Genomic DNA, 18964 nt, shown 5'->3' on the forward strand with positions numbered 1-18964 from the left:
TGACCCCACAGCTGTAGGCCAAGCTGTGGGGTCAGTCGGCGCCGGCCTCGCTCGGGCGCCGGCCTCGGGTGATCCGCGCCCAGACGTAGCCGCCGAGGCCGACCAGCGGCAACGGAGCTACCAGTGCCCAGTTGACCCAGTCGGTGCGGCCCGTGAGCAGATCGAGATTGGTCAGCATGAGGTAGAGGCCGACGATCAACCCGGCCGCACCGAGCGCGGGCGCCACCCAGACCCGGAATGCCGTGTTGCCGCGGCGATCCCGTGCGAAGAACCGGATGACGGCTGCCATGCAGAGGACCTGCAACACCACGATTCCGACGATGCCCACGGTGTTCGTCCACAGCAGGAGGTGCAGATACGGATCGCCGTGCAGCCCCACGGTGACGACGATCAGCAGGACCGATCCGAGTGTTGTCACCACGCTGGCCCGGCTGGGAGATCCGAACCGCGGGTGCGCCTGTCCCAGCCGCGCGGGCAGGATCCGGTCCCGGCCGAGGGCGAACATGTACCGCGAGGTCGCGTTGTGGAACGCGATCGTGGCCGCGAGGATGCTCGTCACGATCAGTAGGTCCATGGTGGTCTTCGCCCAGCCACCGAGGTAGGTGTCGGCGAGGCCGAAATACAGGCTCTGGAAGTCGTCTGCCTGGGTCATGGCAAGCAGCTTTTCCACGCCGAATGCGTCGACCGCGATCCAAGTGGTGAATCCGTAGAACAGGGCGAGGAACGCCACGGCGGCGTACGTTGCCCGAGGCACGGACCGCTCCGGGTTCCGGGCCTCCTCGGCATAGATCGCCGTGCTCTCGAAGCCGATGAAGGCGCCCAGCGCGAGAACGAACATTCCTCCCGCACCGGAGTTGAAGACGTTGCCCGGCTCGAAGGGTTGCGACGACAGATTGGCTGAGCCGTTCTTGATGAGAATGGTGATGGACAGCACCGCGAGGATCAGAACCTCGAGGGTCATCAGCACTCCCAGAACCCGTGCGCCGATGTCGATCTGCCGGTAACCGAGTACTGCCACGAAAGCAGCACCTGCGAGGGAGTAGACGGACCAGTGCAGGTCGATACCCACGAGATCGTGGACAGCCGTCTTCGCATACGAGCCGAAGAAGCCATAGAAGCCGAAGCAGACGAGCCCGTACGACAACAGCGCGAGGAGCGCCGACCCGACTCCGGCCGGTCGCCCGAGTCCGCGTCCGATGAAGGCGTAGAACGCGCCCGCGTTGCGCACGTGCTGCGCGAAGGCCGTCAGGCCGGCCGCGCACAGGATGTACACCAAACCACAGAGGACGTAGGCGCCCGGAGTACCCAACCCGCCCAGCCTGAACGCGAGCGGTGCGGACCCCGCAACCACCGCCAGCGGTGCCGCCGCGGCGATGACGAAGAAGACGATGTCGAAGGTCCCGAGCCGTCCGGACGCCAAGCCTCCGCCGGATACCCGCCGATCGGCGGCGGGTTGGACGGACGTCACTGTGCCAACTGGATGGGCAGGTCCGGCCACCATCCGGGATCAGTCCACAGCGCCAGTTCGTGCTCGAGCGCGGCGCCGACTCGGAACACCGTTGCGTCGTCGTAGGTGCGACCCACGATCTGAACCCCGGTGGGCACGCCGTTGGGCGCCTTGCCGGACGGGACTGCCAGTACCGGAACCCGTCCGATCACGTTGAACGGCAACGTCATCATGGTCTTGAAGACCTGCTGGGTGTCCAGACATGCGGCTTCGGCGTCGAGCCCGGTGACGGCCATGGTCGGACACACCAACGCGTCGAAGCCGTCCATCAGCTCCCCGAACGGGCGGTAGAAGTCGGCCTCTGCGGACAGCCCCGCGACGTAATCGAATGACCCGGCAGCGGACGCCGCAAATGCCCGCGTGTAGGGCATCAGGGCCTGGAGCATCTCCGGGTCGCCCTCAGCGACCTGCTCGATGAACGGCCCCATCACAGCGCCGAAATGGGCCCACGCAGTGTCGAGTACCTGCTGGGTCTGCCACGGCAGGGTGACTTCCTGTACGTCGGCGCCTGCGGACCGGAGCGCGGCGGCGACAGTTCGGGTGTTCTCCGCGATCACCGGGTCGACCGCGTAGTCGCCCAGCGTGAGGCAGAGTGCGATCCGGGTGTTGCGCAGCGAGGTCACATCGGCGGAGACCGGTGCCGACTGCCGCAGGGACGCCTGATCCCCAGACCAAGGGCCCGCGATCACATTCTGGAGCAGCGCGACGTCGGCGACGCTGCGGCCCATGGGCCCATCGGCGCAGTACGTGTCGGAGTTGAACGGAGGGAGACCGGGGACCCGTCCGAACGGCGGCTTGTATCCGACGACTCCGCAGAACGACGACGGGATCCGGATCGAGCCGCCGATGTCGGAGCCGGTGGCCAGCACCGTCGACCCCGCGGCCAGCACGGCACCGGCTCCGCCGGACGAACCGCCCGGAGTGACCGTGAGGTTCCACGGGTTGCGGGTCACGCCCCACAGGTCGGAGTGGGTGACCGGCGCGCAGCAGAACTCCGGTGTGGTGGTCCTGCCATGGATGACGGCCCCCGCCGCGCGGATTCGATCCACGATGGGATGGGTGACGTCGGCGATCCGGCCCTTCTCCAGCATGGACCCGTCCTCACAGAGGCGCCCCGCGACCGGCTGCTCGTCTTTGAGCATCAGCGGGATTCCCTCCAGCGGCGCGACCTCCTCACCGCGTACGAAACGTTGCTCCGACCGTCGGGCGTCTTCGCGGGCGTCGTCGAGCCATTGCTCGGTCACGGCGTTGACCGCCGGTTCGGTGGCGGCCGTCCTGGCAACGACCGCCTCGAGCAGTTCGCCGGGGGAAAGATCCCGGCTACGAAACAGCGCCGTCGCCTCGACGGCGGACAAGTGATGCAGTTCCAACGGAAGCTCCTTAGTGACGTACATCGCACCGTACGACGTACGCCGATATTGTGAGATCCATGGGAAGAAGTCAAGCGGTACAGACAAAGTCGCGTCCCAAGTTGAATCGCGACAACGTCACCGCCGCCGCGATCGCGCTGATCGAACGCGACGGGCTGGAGATGTTGACCATGCGCGCCCTCGCCGACGAGCTCCGCTGCGGAACGATGAGCCTCTACACCCATGTCCGGAACCGTGACGACCTTCTCGAAAGCGTCGTGGAGCAGCTCATCTGCCTGCTCGACACCGACGCCCGGGCGGGAGAATCCTGGCAGCAGGCGATCCGGCGCGTGCTGGGCTCATATCGAGACGTGGCGGCGCGGTACCCGCGGACGTTCGAACTGTTGGCCCTCGCGCCCTACGACGAGCTGCCGGTGGCGCCCCACCTGGCCCAAGTGCTCAACGTCCTGCAGGGCGCGGGGCTCAACCCGGACCAGGCGCGCCACGTCCTCGCGGTCACCGATGCGTACGCGTCCGGCTTCCTCGTCGTCTGGGCCCGCAGTCACGCCACTCGACGGCCGGGCAACCTGCCCGCGCCGTGGCCGAGCCTGAGCGATCTCAGACACCTCGACGAATTCGACCGAGGGCTCACCACGATCATCGCCGGGCTGGCCGAAACGCTGGGGCCGATCGCCGGCTGACCGCGTCACGCGTGACGGCTGGTCACTCCCCCGTCCACCACGAGCTGCGTGCCGGTGATGAACGACGCCTTCGGCGACATCAGGAACGCGACGGCGGCCGCGACCTCGTCGGGCTGACCGAGCCGGCCCATCGGCGCAGCCTGTTCGAAGCTCGCGCGGATCTCCTCGACGTCCAATGCGATCTGCAGCATCGGGGTGTGAATGAAGCCGGGGCACACCGCGTTGACGCGAATTCCCAACGGGCCCAGCTGGGCAGCCATCGACCTCGTCATGCCGAGCAGTCCGGCCTTCGAGGCACAGTAGGCCGGGATGAACGGGTTGGCGGCCAGACCCTCGATGCTCGAGATACCGACGACCGCGGGCGATCCACCGTCGGCGGCGGACTTCTCCAGGTGGGGCAACAGCAGCTGCATCAGCAACGCCTGTGCACGCAAGTTCACGTCCAGCACCGCGTCCCAGGACTCCTCGGTGTAGGCGCCCACCGGTTCGGGAAGCACCCGGCCCGCGGCATGCACCAGGCCGTCGAGGCCGTCGAGCGCCTGAGCCGCCTCCTCAACCGCCTCCGACAGCGCACCGGTGTCACATACGTCGATCACCGCCGAGGGCATACCCAAGCCGTCGGCCACATCACGGACCTCGGGGGCTATGTCCCACAACGCAACCCGTCGACCGTCGGCGATCAGCGCCTCCGCGCTGGCCCGGCCGATCCCCGACGCTGCACCTGTCACCACCACACCTGTCATGCCGGACACCGTAGTGGCTCGGCGGGTGTCCAGATTGAGGATTCCCGTCAGGCGGTCGGTTTGACGGAGTTCACCGACCGACGAGATCGGCCAGCGCCTGCGCCGTCTGCAGATCCTCGTAAGCGGCCGAATACCGCTGGGCCAGCGCCAGGGCGATGTCCGGGCGCTGCCACAACTCGCCCGCGCTGGCAGTCGCCAGCCAGGTCATCAGCCCGTGCGCGACCGAAGCCCGGTAGCGCAGCCATATCTCATCGGGCGACGGCAGTTCGTCGGCGGGCAGTCCGAGCTCGTCGCGGTACTCCTCGAGCAACTGACGCTCGGACAGCCGGCGGTCCTCCGTGGTCAACGCGCCCTGCAGGAAATAGCCGAGATCCAAGGAGAAGTTGCCGTGACGGGCCACCTGCCAATCGAGGAACCCGACATCTCCGTCGGGCACCAGATAGGTGTTCCCGATGTGCGGATCGCCGTGCAGCAGTGTCTGAGCGGTGCCGGGCACGGTCAGTGTCCGGATGAAGGGCTTCCAGATCCCCTCCACCAGGTGGTCGATCGTCAGTGCGCGCACCGAGGGCGGGGCATCGTCACCCAACCGGTCGAGCGCAGCAGGTAAAGGCGCCCACTGCATGCCGTCCCACGGAACGAACGGCTCCAGCCACTCCAGACCGGGACGGCGCACGCGCGCGCCCCAGAACGCACCGTGCAGCCGGGCCAGGCCGCGCACGCCGTGCGCCGCCTGCTCCACGGTCAGCGGCCGGGTCGCATCACGCGGATCAGCGGAACGGGCGGTGAGATCCTCCATGACGAGGACGAAGTCTTCGTCGCCCTCATCGATCGGCGCGGCGTAGACCGTCGGATGTTCCAGCGGCAGCTCGATTTTCGAGTTGAACAGCCTGGGCTCATGCAGCAGGCCGCTGGTGTACTTGATCATCTCCTTGTGGCCGGGGTCGACGGCCTTGGCGAACACCGTGGCGGGTCCCGAGCCCGCCGAGTACGTGACCGACAGGCGCGCGCGACGGTTGGTACCGTCGTCGCGCATGTCGACGGTCACGCGGTCCACCACCGCGCCCGGGTGGTGGCGGACCAGCGCCGCCGTCATCCACTCCGGTGTGACCTCGGCCCAGTCCTTGGGGACGGTCAGCGCGGCGGTCACCGGATGAACGCCGGCATCGAATCCCAGCCGCGGACAGTCGAAGTCGGCGACAGCTCGGCATTGTCGAGATCGACATCCCACTCCGGGAATCGCTTGAGCATCTCCTCCAAAGCGATCCGGCCCTCCAGTCGCGCGAGCGCCGAGCCCAGGCAGTAATGGGTGCCGACGCTGAACGCCAGATGCTGGCGCTGCTCGCGGTGAATGTCGAAAACCTCACCGTCGGGCGGGAACTGACGACTGTCGCGGACCGCCGCACCGATCAGCATCATCATCACGCCGCCCTCGGGAACCGTCTGGCCGTAGAACTCGACGTCACGGGTGACGTAACGGGCCACGTGCGGGGCCGGCGGCTCGAATCGCAACAGTTCTTCGATGGCCTGCGGGATGAGCGCGGGATTCTCGACCAACTGGCGGCGCTGATCCGGATGCTCGGCGAGCACCTTGGCCGCCCAACCGATCAGCCGCGTGGTGGTCTCGTTACCCGCACCTGCCACCACGTTGATGTAGATCAGCAGTTCCTCGCGGGTGAGGTTGCGGGTAATCCCGTGCTCGTCGGTGAACTCGACGTTGAGCAGATCGGTCATGATGTCGTCGGACGGATTGTCCTTGCGCCAGTCGATGTACGTCTCGAAGATCGAGCCGTCGACCAGACCCTCGCGGGCCGCTTTCATCGGCTTGCCGGCCTCGGTGCGCAACTGATCGTTGCCGTGGTCGCGGATCATCTCCTGGTCGTCCTCGGGGATGCCCAGCAGCGCACTGATCACCCGCATCGGCATGATCGCGCCGAAATCCTTGATGAAGTCGATCTTTCCGGCACCCACCAGCGGGTCGAGTGACTGCGCGCAGAACTCCCGGATCTTGGGCTCCAGCGCATTGATCTTGCGCGGGGTGAACATCCGGGCCAACAGCTTGCGGTGCACGGTGTGGATCGGTGGATCCTCGAAAATCAGGGCGCCCGAGGGGATGTCGATGTTCGCCTTGATCAGTTCGATGATGGCGCCGCGGGCTGAGCTGAAGGTCTCATGATCGACGAGTCCCTTGTTGACATCGGCGAAACGGCTCAACGCATAGAAGTCGTGTTGCTCGTTGTAGTACAGCGGCGATTCCTCGCGCAGCCGGGCGAACGTCGGATACGGGTTGGCGTTGATCTCGACGTCGTACGGGTCGAAGTACACGTCACTGGTGGTGCTCACACTCACGGCGGTCCGCCTCTCTGAGGGCTGCGGAGAGTTACTTACCCGCGTAAGTTACACGGCGGGACGGTCACCGGACAAGGCCACCACGAGTTACGGTTTGCAGTTCACATGTAATGCTCAGGTGCTGTCGCGCACGATGAGCCCGGCGGGGTCGCTGCCGTCGACGTCGGCGACCGTCGGATATCCGAGTTCGGCCATCATGGCCGGGACCGCGGCATCGACAATGGTCTTGGCGTCGAAGGCGACGGAGGTCAGCGGTGGGGAGCTGACCGCACCCAGCGGTATCGCGTCGACCCCCATGACCGCGAGATCGTCAGGGCAGCGCAAGCCGGCCCGGCGTATTCCGTGCAGCACCACGAACGCCGTCTCATCGCTCTGCGCGCATACGGCCGTCACGCCCCCGGACACCCATTTCGACACGACGGCTGCCGCATCCGATCCGTCGGTGGCCACGCTGTCGACGTCGATCTCGGGCAGGCCGTGCTCGCCGGCGGCCACCCGCAGACCCGACAGCCAGTAGTCACCGAGCGGCCGCAGCACCTCAGAGCCGGAATACGCGAAGCCCAGACGCGTGTGGCCGCGTGACATCAGATGCTCGACCCGCATCACCCCGACAGTCAGGTGCAACGATCCGAGCGCGCGCAGCTTCTCGCTGCCCAGGTAGATCTGCGGAATCCGCGCCGCCTCGACAGCCGCGGCAGCAGCACCGGTGAGCGGGAAGACGCCGGCAACGGCCACCGGGTTGAGGTTCGCCACCGCGTCGACGATGTTCTGGCCGTCGTCGGTCTCGAGCTGCATCGACAGCACGATGCCGTGCCGGCCGAGCGCGGTGGTGAGGCGACTGCCGACCTCCAGAGGTAGTTCGCCCAGATCGGTCCGCGGCACGATGTAGAGCACCACGCCGCTGCCACCGACCGCGAGGTTGCGGGCCGCCAGGTTGGGCCGGTAACCGAGATCGGCCGCGGCCTTGCGCACCGCGGCCTGGGTCTGCTCCGAGATGCGTTGCCCTTGAACGTTGTTGAGCACATAGCTGACGGTTGCCGTGGAGACATTGGCCAGTTTGGCAACGTCGGCTTTGGTCGGGCGTCCTCTTGTCGCGCTCACGGTGTCATCGTGACACGTTGCTGACCGGCTGGGTCATCCACACCCGACAGTGGCCGCCCCGCACTCTCGCGCAAGGTCAGGACGGTGGCCAGCGAGACGATGCCCGCGGCAATGAGGTACAGCGCGGGCGCCAGGTTGTTGCCGGTCGTCGCGGTGAGCCAGGTGACCACATATGGGGTGGTCCCGCCGAACAATGCCACCGCGATGTTGTAGCCGATCGAGAAACCGCTGTAGCGCACGCGGGTGGCGAACAGTTCGACGCCGGCCGTCACGGCGGTCGCCACATACACCGATTCGACGGCGGCCAGCACGCAGTGCCCGGCGATCGCCGCCGCCGCCGATCCCGAATTCATCAGCAGGAACAGCGGATACGCCAGCAAGACGAAGCCCACCGAGCCCGCGATCAGCAGGGGCCTGCGTCCGATCCGGTCCGACAGCGCCGCCAACGGCAGGATCAGGATCAACGCCACCAGGCTGGCCAGGGTGATCGAGACGAATGCCTGGGTCTTGCTGAAGTGCAGCGTCTTGATGAAGTACGTCGGCAGGAAGGTGAAGACGACGTAGTAGCCGACGTTGAACACGATGAACAGGCCGATGACTTGCAGGATCGCCCGCCGGGCTGTGCCGACGGCTTCGCGCAGTGGCGAGGTGGCCACCCGGTCGGTCGCGTCGAGTTTGGCGAATTCAGGCGTGTCGTCGAGCCGCAGCCTGATGTAGAGGCCGACCAGGCCGAGCGGTGCGGCCACCAGGAACGGGATACGCCAGCCATAGCTCTCCATGGCGTCGGGCGGTAGATATGCCTGCAACACCGTGACGGTGATCGAGCCGAGCAGGAAGCCGAGCACGCCAGACCATGCGATGAACGTCACGGTGAGCCCACGCCATCGGGTGCCCGCATATTCGGCGAGATACACTGCGCCGCCGCCGTATTCGCCGCCGGCCGAGAATCCCTGCAGGCACCGCAGCAGGAGCAGTAGTAATGGGGCGGCCACACCGATGGTCGCGTAGGTGGGCAGCAGGCCGATACCCAGCGTGGCGGCCGACATCAACAGGATCACCACGGCGAGCACCCGCTGGCGGCCCAGCCGGTCCCCCAGTGGACCGAACACGAAGCCGCCGAGCGGGCGCATGAAGAACGCGGCGGCGAAGATCGCGAATGTGTTGAGCAGTGCGGCTGTTTCGTTGCCGGACGGGAAGAAGTTGGCGGCGATGTAGGTCGCCAGGAATCCGTAGATGGCGAAGTCGAACCATTCCACCGCGTTACCGATGGACGCGCCGGTGATCGCCTTCCGCACGATTGGGTCGATGCGGGCGTTTCTCTTCGGTGCCATCAACAGAAAACTCGCCTCTCCAATCGCGAGAGGCGAGTTTATCTGTTGGGTTATGCGCGTAAGCCCCTTTTGTGGAGGCTTACGGCATCAGACTGCGGCGAGCGCGTCCGCGGTGAGCAGCGCCTGGGCCACCCCGGAGACGATCGACGCCAACCGAATGGCTTCGAAGATCGTCGTGCGGGACACCTCGGCGTCGCGCAGCACGGTCTCGTGCGCCGACAGGCAGTGCGAGCAGCCGTTGATCGCAGACACCGCCAGCGACCACAGCTCGAAATCCGCCTTGGGCACACCGGGGTTGGCGATGATGTTCATCCGCAGACCTGCCCGCAGATCGTCGTAGCGACCATCGAGCTGACCCTTGGTGCGGTAGAAGACGTTGTTCATTCCCATGATCGCCGCAGCGCCGAGGGCGCCGTTGTAGGCCTCCGCACTCAGCACGTCGAGGGCGTCCTCGGAGATCTCCTTCAGCAGGCGCTCCGACTTGGTCGCCGCAGCGGTGGCCACCAGGGCGCCCCACAGCTGCTGCTCGGTGAGCTCGGTCGACTTCACGATGCTGCCGAAGTTGAGCTTGAGGTCCTTCGCGTACTCCGGAAGCGCTTCCTTGATGTTGTCGATGCTCATGGTTACACCGCCTCGGCCAACAGCTCGCCGGCGTTCAGCGTCGGGTCGCCCTTCTTCCAGTTGCAGGCGCACAGCTCGTCGGACTGCAGCGCGTCGAGAACGCGCAGCACCTCGTCGACGTTGCGGCCCACCGAACCAGCGGTCACGGAGACGAACTGGATCTCGTTGTTGGGATCGACGATGAAGGTGGCGCGGTCAGCCACACCGTCGGCGTTGAGCACGCCCGCGGCCTGCGAGAGCTCACGCTTGAGGTCCGAGACCATCGGGAACGGCAGCGTCTTCAGATCCTCGTGCTGCGCACGCCACTGGAAGTGCACGAACTCGTTGTCCACCGACACCCCGATAACCTTGGCGTCGCGATCCTCGAAGTCCTCGTTGAGCTTGCCGAACGCGGCGATCTCGGTCGGGCACACGAAGGTGAAGTCCTTGGGCCAGAAGAAGACGATCCGCCACTTACCCTCATCGTCCTTGTTGGTGACGCGGGTGAAATAGTCATCGGGCTGCTTGGCGTCGACCTTGGACAGATCTCCGCCAACCACGGCCGTCAGGTCGTATTCCGGGAACTGAGAACCAATCGTCAAAAGCGCCATCGCAACCTATCCAATCTCGCATGATTTTCTGGAATGATTCCAGATTTACACCTAGATTCTGGCCGCGGCTGATAGTTATAGCAACTCGATCAGACGTGAGAATGCGCACAGACGACATCAATGTGAGTTGGGCATCACTGGGCCCATCGCGGCGGCGATCGACACCAGCAGATCGGCCCGCGACGCGGTGGCGGCCACCAACCTCGCATTGGGTTCGTCGACCTCGGCGACCCAGCGCTGCGCCACCGCGGCCGGCTTGCCGAAATTGATGTGACGGGCCACCAGACGCGCGATGCGCACTTCGTCTTGTATTGCGCAGTACCAGATTTCATCGATCTCAGCGGCTACCGCCGACCACCCCGGGTCGTCGAGCAACAGATAATTGCCCTCGGTGAGCACCACGGCCGCGTCCGGGAACACCGGGATCGCACCGGCCACCGGTTGCTCGATGTCGCGCTCGAAGCCCGGGGCGTAGACCACCTCGGCGCGTGCGCGGATACGGCGCCACAGCGCCGCATAGCCGGCAACGTCGAAGGTGTCGGGCGCGCCCTTGCGGTCCAGCCGGCCCAGCCGGTGCAGTTCCACATCGGCGAGGTGGAACCCGTCCATCGGAACGTGGGCCACCGCGTCGACGCCGAGGCGGACCCGCGCCGCGGCGACCAGCGCCTCGGTCAGCGTGGATTTACCCGCCCCCGGCGCCCCGGCGATCCCGATGACGGACGTCCCCGGCTCTGCCGCGCGGGCCAGCACCCGGGCCAGCAGATCGTCGAACGTGCACATATCGGGTGCCATTGTCGCGCAGGTCACCGACGGCCCGTGCCGAACGTCGGCACGAGCAGGTAGAACTGGCTGAGGCGGATCGCACGGAAGGCGGCTCAATTGGCGAGGCTTCGCTGGTGGCTCGGTCTGGCCTGTTGTGCGGTATTGCTGGCCGGCTGCGGGAACGCCCCGATGGTCGGGGGCCGGGCGACCTCGATGATGTTTCTGCCCGACCGGGTCGGTGGCCTGCCGGTGACCGACGGCCACAGTGGCATCCGGTCCGACGCACCCGGGCCGACCCGCCGTGCCGAGAACACCGACGGCGGCCAGATCGACGACCTGGCCCTGCTTGCCGTCGACGACATCGAGAATTTCTGGTCACAGAACTACACCGGCGGATCACTGCCGGGAACCTTCACCCCCGTGTCCCGGCTCGTCTCGTTCAACTCCGACCTCTCCCCCGGGCTCGAGATCTGCGGGGAAAACACCGTCGGGCTGACCAACGCCTTCTACTGCCTCAAGAGCGACGTGATGGCCTGGGACCGCGGCGTGGCGATTCCCGTTGCGGCACAGTATTTCGGCCAGATGGGTGTCGTCGGGGTGATGGCCCACGAGTACGGCCATGCCGTCCAGCAGCAGGCCCGGCTGATCAACGAGAGCACGCCCGTGCTGGTGGCCGAGCAGCAAGCCGACTGCCTCGCCGGGGTCTACCTGCGCTGGGTGGCCGCGGGTAAATCACCGCGCTTCGAGTTGAGCACCGGCGACGGCCTCAACCACGTCCTGGGCGGTCTCATCTACATCCGCGATCCTCTGATGACACGGGTCGACGCGACACTCACCGGCAACGAACACGGGTCGGCGCTGGACCGCGTCAGCGCGTTCCAGATCGGCTTCAGCGGCAACATCGACCAATGCGCGGCCATCGACTCCGACGAGATCAAGAACCGTCGCGGTGATCTGCCCAAGTTCCTCGACTTCTTCGGCGGGCCGCAGAGTGCGAACAGCACGATCACCGCCGATCTGCTGGACAAGACCATGCAGTCGCTGCAGCAGGTCTATGCACCGGCCAACCCACCGACGTTGAGTACCGAGCCCACCGCATGTCCCGACGCGGGGCCGTCGCCGCCGGCGTCCTACTGTCCGGCGACCAACACCATCGTGGTGGATCTCGACGGGATGAAAGCGTTGGGGGAAGCCAGGAATGAGAACGACGAGCGTGAGCTCCTACAAGGCGACAATTCGGCCATCTCCGTCCTGACATCGCGGTATGCGCTCGCCGTGCAGCACGAGAAGGGCCTGGTACTCGACACTCCGGTGGCAGCCATGCGCACCGGCTGCCTGACCGGTGTGGGGCAGGCCAGGATGGCCGAGCCCGGTCTACCGATCACGCTGTCAGCCGGTGACACCGACGAGGCGATCAGCGGCCTGCTCACGAACGGGCTGGCCGCCAGCGACGTCAACGGCAGGGTGCTGCCCGCCGGGTTCACCCGCATCCTGGCCTACCGGTCCGGCCTGCAAGGCGACGACGCGCAGTGCTACCAACGGTTCGCGTGAGCTGATGAGTCTAGTCGAGGAGAGTCGATGAGCGGTCCCGACCAACCATGGTGGGCGCGGCCAGGCGGCGCACCCCTGCCGGGCGGCACTCCGCCACCTGGGGCTCGCCCGGCCCGGCCGGTGTGGACGCCGCAACCCCCGCGACAGCCGTCGCCGCCCCAGCAGCCGCAGCACCATGCGCGGCCCGCGCCACCGCCACGCGCACCGCAACCGCCGTCGCAGCCCAAGCCGACCGATCGGCGTCTGCTCATCGGTGCGGCGATCGTCGTGGGCGCAGTCGCGGTGGTCGGCACCGGGCTGTGGGCGTGGAGCCGCTCGGATGCCACCGGCACCCGGCTGGACGTCCGTCAGGCCGAGGCCGGGGTGGCGCAGATCTTGTCCGATCCGGTCAACGGCTACGGGGCCAACCGGGTCGTCGCGGTGGCATGCAACGGCGGCAAGAATCCGGTCGTGCGGACAGGCGCGACGTTCACCTGCGCGGTTGAGGTCAACGACACGCTGCGCCGGGTGATCGTGGAATTCACGGACAATAACGGGACTTATGCCGTTGACGGGCCCCGATAGAGAGACGCACGACACATTTTCGGCACTCGGTGATAACCCACACCCGACCACGCTGCCAGGCTTTATTAGAGCCGCTATTAGTCTTACGGGTTATGGGTCGGGTTCCCGCTGCAACCAGTGCTGTTGATTCGTCGGTGTCGAACGTCGAAAACTACGTTCGCGACGACGGCACGATCGTCGTACCCGACGGGGTCACCTTGACGTCGTTCCTGGATCGCAACCGGTTCATCTATGGAGATGAGCCTGCGTACCGCTTCCTCGATTACTCGACCGACCCCGAGGGTCGTGCCGTCGAGCTCAGCTGGAATGCCATGTGGTCACAGGTGTGCGCCGTCGGCGCCCGACTGCAGCAGGTCACCAAGCCCCGCGACCGGGTGGCGATCCTGGCCCCGCAAGGTGTCGAGTACGTCGCGGCGTTCTTCGCGGCGGTGCACGCCGGCAACATCGCGGTGCCGCTGTTCGCACCGGCGCTGGCCGGTCACGCCGAGCGGCTGGCCGCAGTCCTGGCCGACGCCAAACCGACGGCAGTGCTCACCACGACGTCTGCTGCCGAATCGGTCCGCACGTTCATCAAGACGCTGCCGGCCGCCGAGCGTCCCCGCGTGATCGCCGTCGACGCCGTCCCGGACACGCTGGCCGAGATGTACGTCGACCCCGAGGTCGACATCGACGACATCGCCTACCTGCAATACACGTCGGGGTCGACACGCACGCCTGCCGGTGTGGAGATCACCCATCGCAACGTGTGCACCAACGTCATCCAGATGATCCTGGCCGGCGATCTCGACACCGGTATCCGCAGTGTCAGCTGGCTGCCGCTGTACCACGACATGGGCCTGATCATGATCATGTTCCCGGCGCTGTGCGGTGGACACATCAGCCTGATGGACCCGATGGCATTCGTCCGCCGCCCGTACCGCTGGATCAAGCGGCTGGCCGAAGAGGCTGCACACGGTCGCACCTTCGCCGCAGCCCCGAACTTCGCCTTCGAGCTGGCTTCCGAGCGCGGCCTGCCGCCCGAGGGCGAGACGCTGGACCTGACCAATGTGGTCACGCTCCTCAACGGCTCCGAGCCCGTGACCATGGCCGCCGTCGAGAAGTTCACCTCGGCGTTCGCCCCGTACGGGCTGCCCGCGACTGCGATCAAACCGTCCTACGGCATGGCCGAGGCGACGCTGTCGGTGGCCAGCATCGCCCCGAGCGCCGCGGCCACCGCGGTCTACCTCGACCGCGAACAACTCAGTGCCGGACGCGCGGTGACCGTCGACCCGACCGACGAGGGCGCCGTCACACACGTTTCCTGCGGCCAGCCGATTCCGAACCAGTGGGCGGTCATCGCCAGCCCCGACGGTGACGAACTGGCCGACGGCACCGTCGGAGAAATCTGGCTGCACGGCAACAACGTCGGCCAGGGGTACTTCGGCCGCGTCGATGAGAGCGAGCGGGTGTTCGCCAACAAGCTGCAGACCCGATTGACGACCGGTAGCCACGCCGAGGAGGTGCCCGACAACGGCCACTGGCTGGCCACCGGCGACCTCGGGGTCTACCTCGACGGCGAGCTGTACCTCACCGGCCGGATCAAGGACATGATCCTGATCGACGGACGCAACCACTACCCGCACGACATCGAGACCACGGTGAGCGCGTCGTCGCCCGCCGTGCGCTCGGGCTACGTCGCGGCGTTCTCGGTGGTCGGCGACCGCGGTGAAGAACTCGTGATCGTCGCCGAGCGGGCCGCCGGAGCCGGACGTGCCGAGCCCGGCCCGATCGTCGACGCCGTGCGCGCCGCGGTGTCACGCCACCACCAGATCCGGGTGGCCGACGTCCGCATGGTCGCCGCCGGCGTGATCCCCCGCACGACGAGCGGCAAGCTGGCTCGGAATGCTTGTCGGGCTGAGTATCTGAGCGGGAAGTTCAACAAGTAGGGCTGGTTCGTTCTGGCTTGGCGCCGAGTGCGACGCTAGGGTCGCGCTCCAGCGTGTGGAGCGACCCCAGCGTTGATTTCGATGCTGTGCCCCTCCGAACCCGCAGAGGCGTCGTAGATGACCGGACGTAGGTGGTTGATTCTCGGCGGGATCGGCCTTGTTGCGACGGTCGCGCTTGCTGCGGGCGTATTCGTACTGTCCAGTCGTCCGGCCTCAGATTGCGCCGTCATCCGGTCGATGCTCGACTACAGCAGACAGTTCGCCCGAGCTGTCATCTCCAAGAAGGACGCTGGAGACGAAGTCACCGCCGCTGATTACACCCAGTGGTCGGCACGGCTACATGGGTTCGCTGATCAGATCCACGGTGACCCGGGCCTGGCTGAACGAGCCGACACGATGGCCGAGCGGGCAGCCAAGATGGCGAACCTCGCTCCAGGGGCTACTGGGCCACGACCATCGATTCGCGAGTCCTTGTATATCTCAGCGGAATTCAACGAGAGTCTCACCGTGCTTGAGGGCGCGTGCCCAAGCTAGCGTGACTTCTCATCTGCCTTGCCGCCTCGTCCGTCCGTGCGTCCATTCACGGATATCGCCCCATTTGTCGGCGGGGTCCTATATACAGTTCGGTTCGGTTCTTAACGGCAGCAAGGGGCAGTGCAGTGATCACGGGTGAGCTGAAGAGCAAGGTCGACCGGGTGTGGGACGCGTTCTGGTCCGGCGGTATCTCCAATCCTCTGGAGGTGATCGAGCAGGTCACCTACCTGCTGTTCATTCGCCGCCTGGACGACCTGGAGATCCTCGCCGAGAAAAAAGCCCGCGTGACCGGTAAGTCCGAGGGGCTGCGGTTCGGGCCGGATCAGCAGCAGCTGCGGTGGTCGCAGTTCAAGAACGCCGAGCCGGCGGTGATGTTCTCCACCGTCGGCGACAAGGTGTTCCCGTTCCTGCGTGACCTCGGCGGCGACGGGTCGACATACTCCGAGCACATGCGTGATGCCCGGTTCACCATCCCCACGCCGGCCCTGCTGTCCAAGGTTGTCGACATGCTCGACGACATCCCGATGACCGACCGCGACACCAACGGCGACCTGTACGAGTACCTGCTGTCCAAGATCGCCAGCGCGGGGGTGAACGGGCAGTTCCGTACCCCGCGCCACATCATCGAGTTGATGGTCAAGATCACCGCTCCCCAGCCCACCGATGAGATCTGTGACCCTGCCTGCGGCACGGCCGGGTTCCTGGTGGCGGCGTCGGAGTATGTGCGCGACGAGCATTCATCGGTACTCACTGACGCTGCCCAGCGTAAGCACTTCCACAACAGCATGTTTCACGGCTATGACTTCGACTCGACCATGCTGCGCATCGGCAGCATGAACATGCTGATGCACGGTGTCGAATCTCCCGATATCCGCTACCGAGATTCACTGTCGGAAGGTGCCAGTGAGGACACCGAGAAGTACACCCTGATCCTGGCCAATCCCCCGTTCGCCGGATCGCTGGACTACGAGGCCACGTCCAAGGATCTGCAGCGCGTCGCCAAGACCAAAAAGACCGAACTTCTCTTTGTGGCACTATTTTTGAAGCTTCTGAAGCCCGGCGGGCGAGCCGCGGTGATCGTGCCCGACGGCGTGCTCTTCGGATCCTCCAAGGCGCACAAGGAACTTCGGCGGATCCTGGTCGAGGATCAGAAGCTCGATGGCATCGTGAAGCTGCCGTCCGGTGTGTTCAAGCCGTATGCCGGTGTGTCGACTGCGATCTTGCTGTTCACCAAAACGAACTCCGGCGGCACCGACAACGTGTGGTTCTACGACGTCACCGCCGACGGGTTCTCACTCGATGACAAGCGGAATCCGGTCGAGGCCAATGATCTGCCGGATGCGTTGTCGCGGTGGAGTTCACGAGGCTCCTCGGAGCTGGAACGAGCACGCACTGAGCAGTCGTTCTGCGTGTCGGTCGCAGATATCGTCGCCCAGGGGTATGACCTGTCGCTGAACCGGTACAAGGAGATCGTGCACGACGAGGTCGAGCACAGGCCACCGTTGGAGATCATCGCCGAGATAGAGAAGCTCGAAGGCGAGATTACTGTCGGGCTCGCCGAGTTGAAGGCGATGCTGTCGTGAAGACGGTCGCGTTCCTCGAAGCGGTTGAGGATATTACCGGCGGAAACTCCAAAGTACCTCGTTCCGAATACCGCCAGTCGGGTCAGCTACCGGTGGTCGACCAAGGCAAGGGCTTGGTCTCCGGATACACAGACAACACCAGCCATGCGTTCAGGCATGCCGGACCGAAAATCATCTTTGGTGACCACACCCGTGCGATGAAATACGTCGATTTTCCGTTCGCAATGGGCGCTGACGGCGTAAAGGTACTTCGCACGCGAGGCGACTTCCATCCGAAGTTCGTCTACCACTATCTCCGCACGGTCGCTCTGCCAGATGCCGGCTATTCTCGCCACTTCAAATTTCTCAAAGAGATCCAGGTACCTAGGCCGCCACTCGAGGAGCAGCGCCGCATCGCCGCGATCCTCGACCATGCCGACTCACTCCGTGTCAAAAGACGCCACGTGGTGTCTCAGCTCAATGACCTCGCACAGTCGATCTTCTTCGACATGTTCGGGGATCCCGATTTCTACCTAGGAACTGACGAGAGTGTGCGGTTCTGCGAAGTGGCTGACCTCAAAGGTGGACGCAATCTCGTCGCCGACGACGAAAACTCCGCATCCAAGTACCGTGTCCTGAAGATCAGCGCAGTCACCTCGGGTCAATTCAAAGCAGTAGAGTCCAAACCTCTCCCACCCGACTACCAGCCACCTTCCGAACACATGGTGCGATCAGGCGACCTTCTGATCAGCCGCGCGAACACAGCTGAACTGGTAGGCGCCGTTGCCTATGTGGATGTAGCACCGTCCGACATCGCCTTGCCAGACAAGATCTGGCGATTCGTCTGGAAGAACCCTGACAGCAATCCGCTCTATTACTGGTCGCTGTTCCGCACACCATCGGTGCGCCGCCGCGTCAGCCAGCTTTCCAGTGGAACGGGCGGCTCGATGAAGAACATCTCGAAAACCAAGCTCGAACAGCTTGAACTGCCAAATGTCCCGGTCAAGCGACAGTTCGAGTTTGCGCGCCGGGTAGCGGCCGTGCCACGAGTCACAACCGACGATCTCGACGAGCTCTTCGCCTCCCTCCAAGCCCGCGCATTCCGAGGGGAACTCTGATGCAGTTCGCCGTGATCGCCTTTGAGACAACGCCAATGGCGGCCGGATTGAGCAAAATTTGTTCAGACCTTGGGCATCCAACCCGACCACGACCGGGACAACACAAAACCACGCCCTTGGGGATCCGTACAGGCGGTAGTGCCCTAGTCGTCCACACCGCACGTTGCCTTCACGGAGCAGGAGATCCCCGGCCATGTCCACCTGTGCGACATCCGGTTCGACCTGTCCGACCGCGCGGGTGAAGACGAATACCCCCTCGCCTGAAGGCCTCAGCCCGCGGCCCACTCCTTGGCCGCATCGAGTTCGTCGAGGCCGAACATCTTCAACTCGCCGGGGACCATCCACGCGAAGGCATGCATGGCGTGGGCGACCCAATCCTTGTCGGACACCACGGCAATCCGTTTGAACGCGGAGTGGTGCTGTATCAGGGCACCGAAGCCGAGCTTCAGATCCTGAACCAGCCCGCCGGACCCGAATCCCTCATAGTCCGGTGAAATCACCTCGACGATCCGGATCTCACCGGTCTTCAGTAATTCGTCCATCGTCGGCCGGAATTCGCGCAGATCATCACCGCGCACTCGACCCGACACTCGGATACCGAACACGCCCTCGGGCATGTCGGGAAGGACGTCAATCATCGGTACTCCTCCCGTCTCGCG

18 protein-coding genes are annotated in these 18964 nt (G+C 65.4%); 7 read left to right on the forward strand and 11 right to left on the reverse strand.

Going from position 1 to position 18964, the window contains the following annotated elements:
• Positions 1–31: 31 nt before the first annotated feature.
• Together EYZ64_RS22605 and EYZ64_RS22610 are read right to left on the reverse strand one after the other, a co-directional pair.
• Entirely contained in the window at positions 32–1468 is a 1437-nt protein-coding gene (locus EYZ64_RS22605) for an APC family permease (RefSeq protein WP_167857930.1), read from the reverse strand.
• Entirely contained in the window at positions 1465–2877 is a 1413-nt protein-coding gene (locus tag EYZ64_RS22610) for an amidase (protein WP_135456885.1), read from the reverse strand. The genes EYZ64_RS22605 and EYZ64_RS22610 overlap by 4 nt, the downstream gene beginning before the upstream one ends.
• A 59-nt stretch (positions 2878–2936) precedes the next feature.
• Between EYZ64_RS22610 and EYZ64_RS22615 the strand changes: the two genes are divergently transcribed.
• The gene (locus EYZ64_RS22615; RefSeq protein ID WP_135456887.1) at positions 2937–3557 is read left to right on the forward strand and encodes a TetR/AcrR family transcriptional regulator; all 621 of its coding nucleotides are present in this window, start codon (positions 2937–2939) and stop codon (positions 3555–3557) included.
• Between the two features lie 5 nt (positions 3558–3562).
• On the opposite strand, the gene EYZ64_RS22620 is transcribed toward EYZ64_RS22615, so the two are convergent.
• From EYZ64_RS22620 to EYZ64_RS22655, 8 genes are all read right to left on the reverse strand, one after another.
• A complete protein-coding gene (locus tag EYZ64_RS22620; RefSeq protein ID WP_135456889.1) occupies positions 3563–4300 on the reverse strand; it encodes an SDR family NAD(P)-dependent oxidoreductase in 738 nt (245 codons plus the stop codon).
• A gap of 70 nt (positions 4301–4370) precedes the next feature.
• On the reverse strand, positions 4371–5393 hold the full coding sequence (locus EYZ64_RS22625) for a phosphotransferase (RefSeq protein ID WP_167858167.1): 1023 nt from the start codon (positions 5391–5393) through the stop codon (positions 4371–4373).
• Positions 5394–5443: 50 nt separating this feature from the next.
• Positions 5444–6646: a cytochrome P450 gene (locus EYZ64_RS22630; RefSeq protein ID WP_135456894.1), complete on the reverse strand. Its 1203-nt coding sequence runs from the start codon at positions 6644–6646 to the stop codon at positions 5444–5446.
• 114 nt (positions 6647–6760) lie between these two features.
• Positions 6761–7747 carry a LacI family DNA-binding transcriptional regulator gene (locus EYZ64_RS22635; protein WP_135456896.1) on the reverse strand — a complete coding sequence of 329 codons (987 nt, stop codon included), beginning with the start codon at positions 7745–7747 and terminating at the stop codon, positions 6761–6763.
• On the reverse strand, positions 7744–9078 hold the full coding sequence (locus EYZ64_RS22640) for an MFS transporter (protein ID WP_135456898.1): 1335 nt from the start codon (positions 9076–9078) through the stop codon (positions 7744–7746). Before EYZ64_RS22640 ends, EYZ64_RS22635 begins: the two co-directional genes overlap by 4 nt.
• A gap of 87 nt (positions 9079–9165) precedes the next feature.
• Positions 9166–9699 (reverse strand): alkyl hydroperoxide reductase AhpD, encoded by a 534-nt coding sequence (gene ahpD, locus EYZ64_RS22645; protein ID WP_135456900.1) that lies wholly within the window; start codon positions 9697–9699, stop codon positions 9166–9168.
• 2 nt (positions 9700–9701) lie between these two features.
• Positions 9702–10289 (reverse strand): peroxiredoxin, encoded by a 588-nt coding sequence (locus EYZ64_RS22650; protein WP_135456902.1) that lies wholly within the window; start codon positions 10287–10289, stop codon positions 9702–9704.
• 117 nt (positions 10290–10406) lie between these two features.
• Positions 10407–11096 (reverse strand): nucleoside/nucleotide kinase family protein, encoded by a 690-nt coding sequence (locus tag EYZ64_RS22655; protein WP_286175095.1) that lies wholly within the window; start codon positions 11094–11096, stop codon positions 10407–10409.
• Between the two features lie 72 nt (positions 11097–11168).
• Between EYZ64_RS22655 and EYZ64_RS22660 the strand changes: the two genes are divergently transcribed.
• The 6 genes from EYZ64_RS22660 to EYZ64_RS22685 all read left to right on the forward strand — a co-directional run bounded on the left by EYZ64_RS22660 (position 11169) and on the right by EYZ64_RS22685 (position 18305).
• The gene (locus EYZ64_RS22660) at positions 11169–12602 is read left to right on the forward strand and encodes a neutral zinc metallopeptidase (protein ID WP_135456903.1); all 1434 of its coding nucleotides are present in this window, start codon (positions 11169–11171) and stop codon (positions 12600–12602) included.
• A gap of 27 nt (positions 12603–12629) precedes the next feature.
• On the forward strand, positions 12630–13166 hold the full coding sequence (locus EYZ64_RS32475) for a DUF4333 domain-containing protein (protein WP_286175096.1): 537 nt from the start codon (positions 12630–12632) through the stop codon (positions 13164–13166).
• 92 nt (positions 13167–13258) lie between these two features.
• Positions 13259–15091 carry a fatty acyl-AMP ligase gene (locus EYZ64_RS22670; RefSeq protein ID WP_135456905.1) on the forward strand — a complete coding sequence of 611 codons (1833 nt, stop codon included), beginning with the start codon at positions 13259–13261 and terminating at the stop codon, positions 15089–15091.
• Between the two features lie 117 nt (positions 15092–15208).
• Positions 15209–15625 carry a hypothetical protein gene (locus tag EYZ64_RS22675; protein WP_135456907.1) on the forward strand — a complete coding sequence of 139 codons (417 nt, stop codon included), beginning with the start codon at positions 15209–15211 and terminating at the stop codon, positions 15623–15625.
• A 125-nt stretch (positions 15626–15750) separates the two neighbouring features.
• Positions 15751–17208, forward strand: a complete 1458-nt coding sequence (locus tag EYZ64_RS22680; protein WP_135456909.1) for a type I restriction-modification system subunit M — start codon at positions 15751–15753, stop codon at positions 17206–17208.
• Positions 17205–18305 (forward strand): restriction endonuclease subunit S, encoded by a 1101-nt coding sequence (locus EYZ64_RS22685; RefSeq protein WP_135456911.1) that lies wholly within the window; start codon positions 17205–17207, stop codon positions 18303–18305. The genes EYZ64_RS22680 and EYZ64_RS22685 overlap by 4 nt, the downstream gene beginning before the upstream one ends.
• 269 nt (positions 18306–18574) lie before the next feature.
• On the opposite strand, the gene EYZ64_RS22690 is transcribed toward EYZ64_RS22685, so the two are convergent.
• Entirely contained in the window at positions 18575–18943 is a 369-nt protein-coding gene (locus tag EYZ64_RS22690; RefSeq protein ID WP_135456913.1) for a SpoIIAA family protein, read from the reverse strand.
• Positions 18944–18964 lie beyond the last annotated feature (21 nt).

The organism is Mycobacterium sp. DL99 (genome assembly GCF_004762045.1).
Lineage (GTDB): Bacteria > Actinomycetota > Actinomycetes > Mycobacteriales > Mycobacteriaceae > Mycobacterium.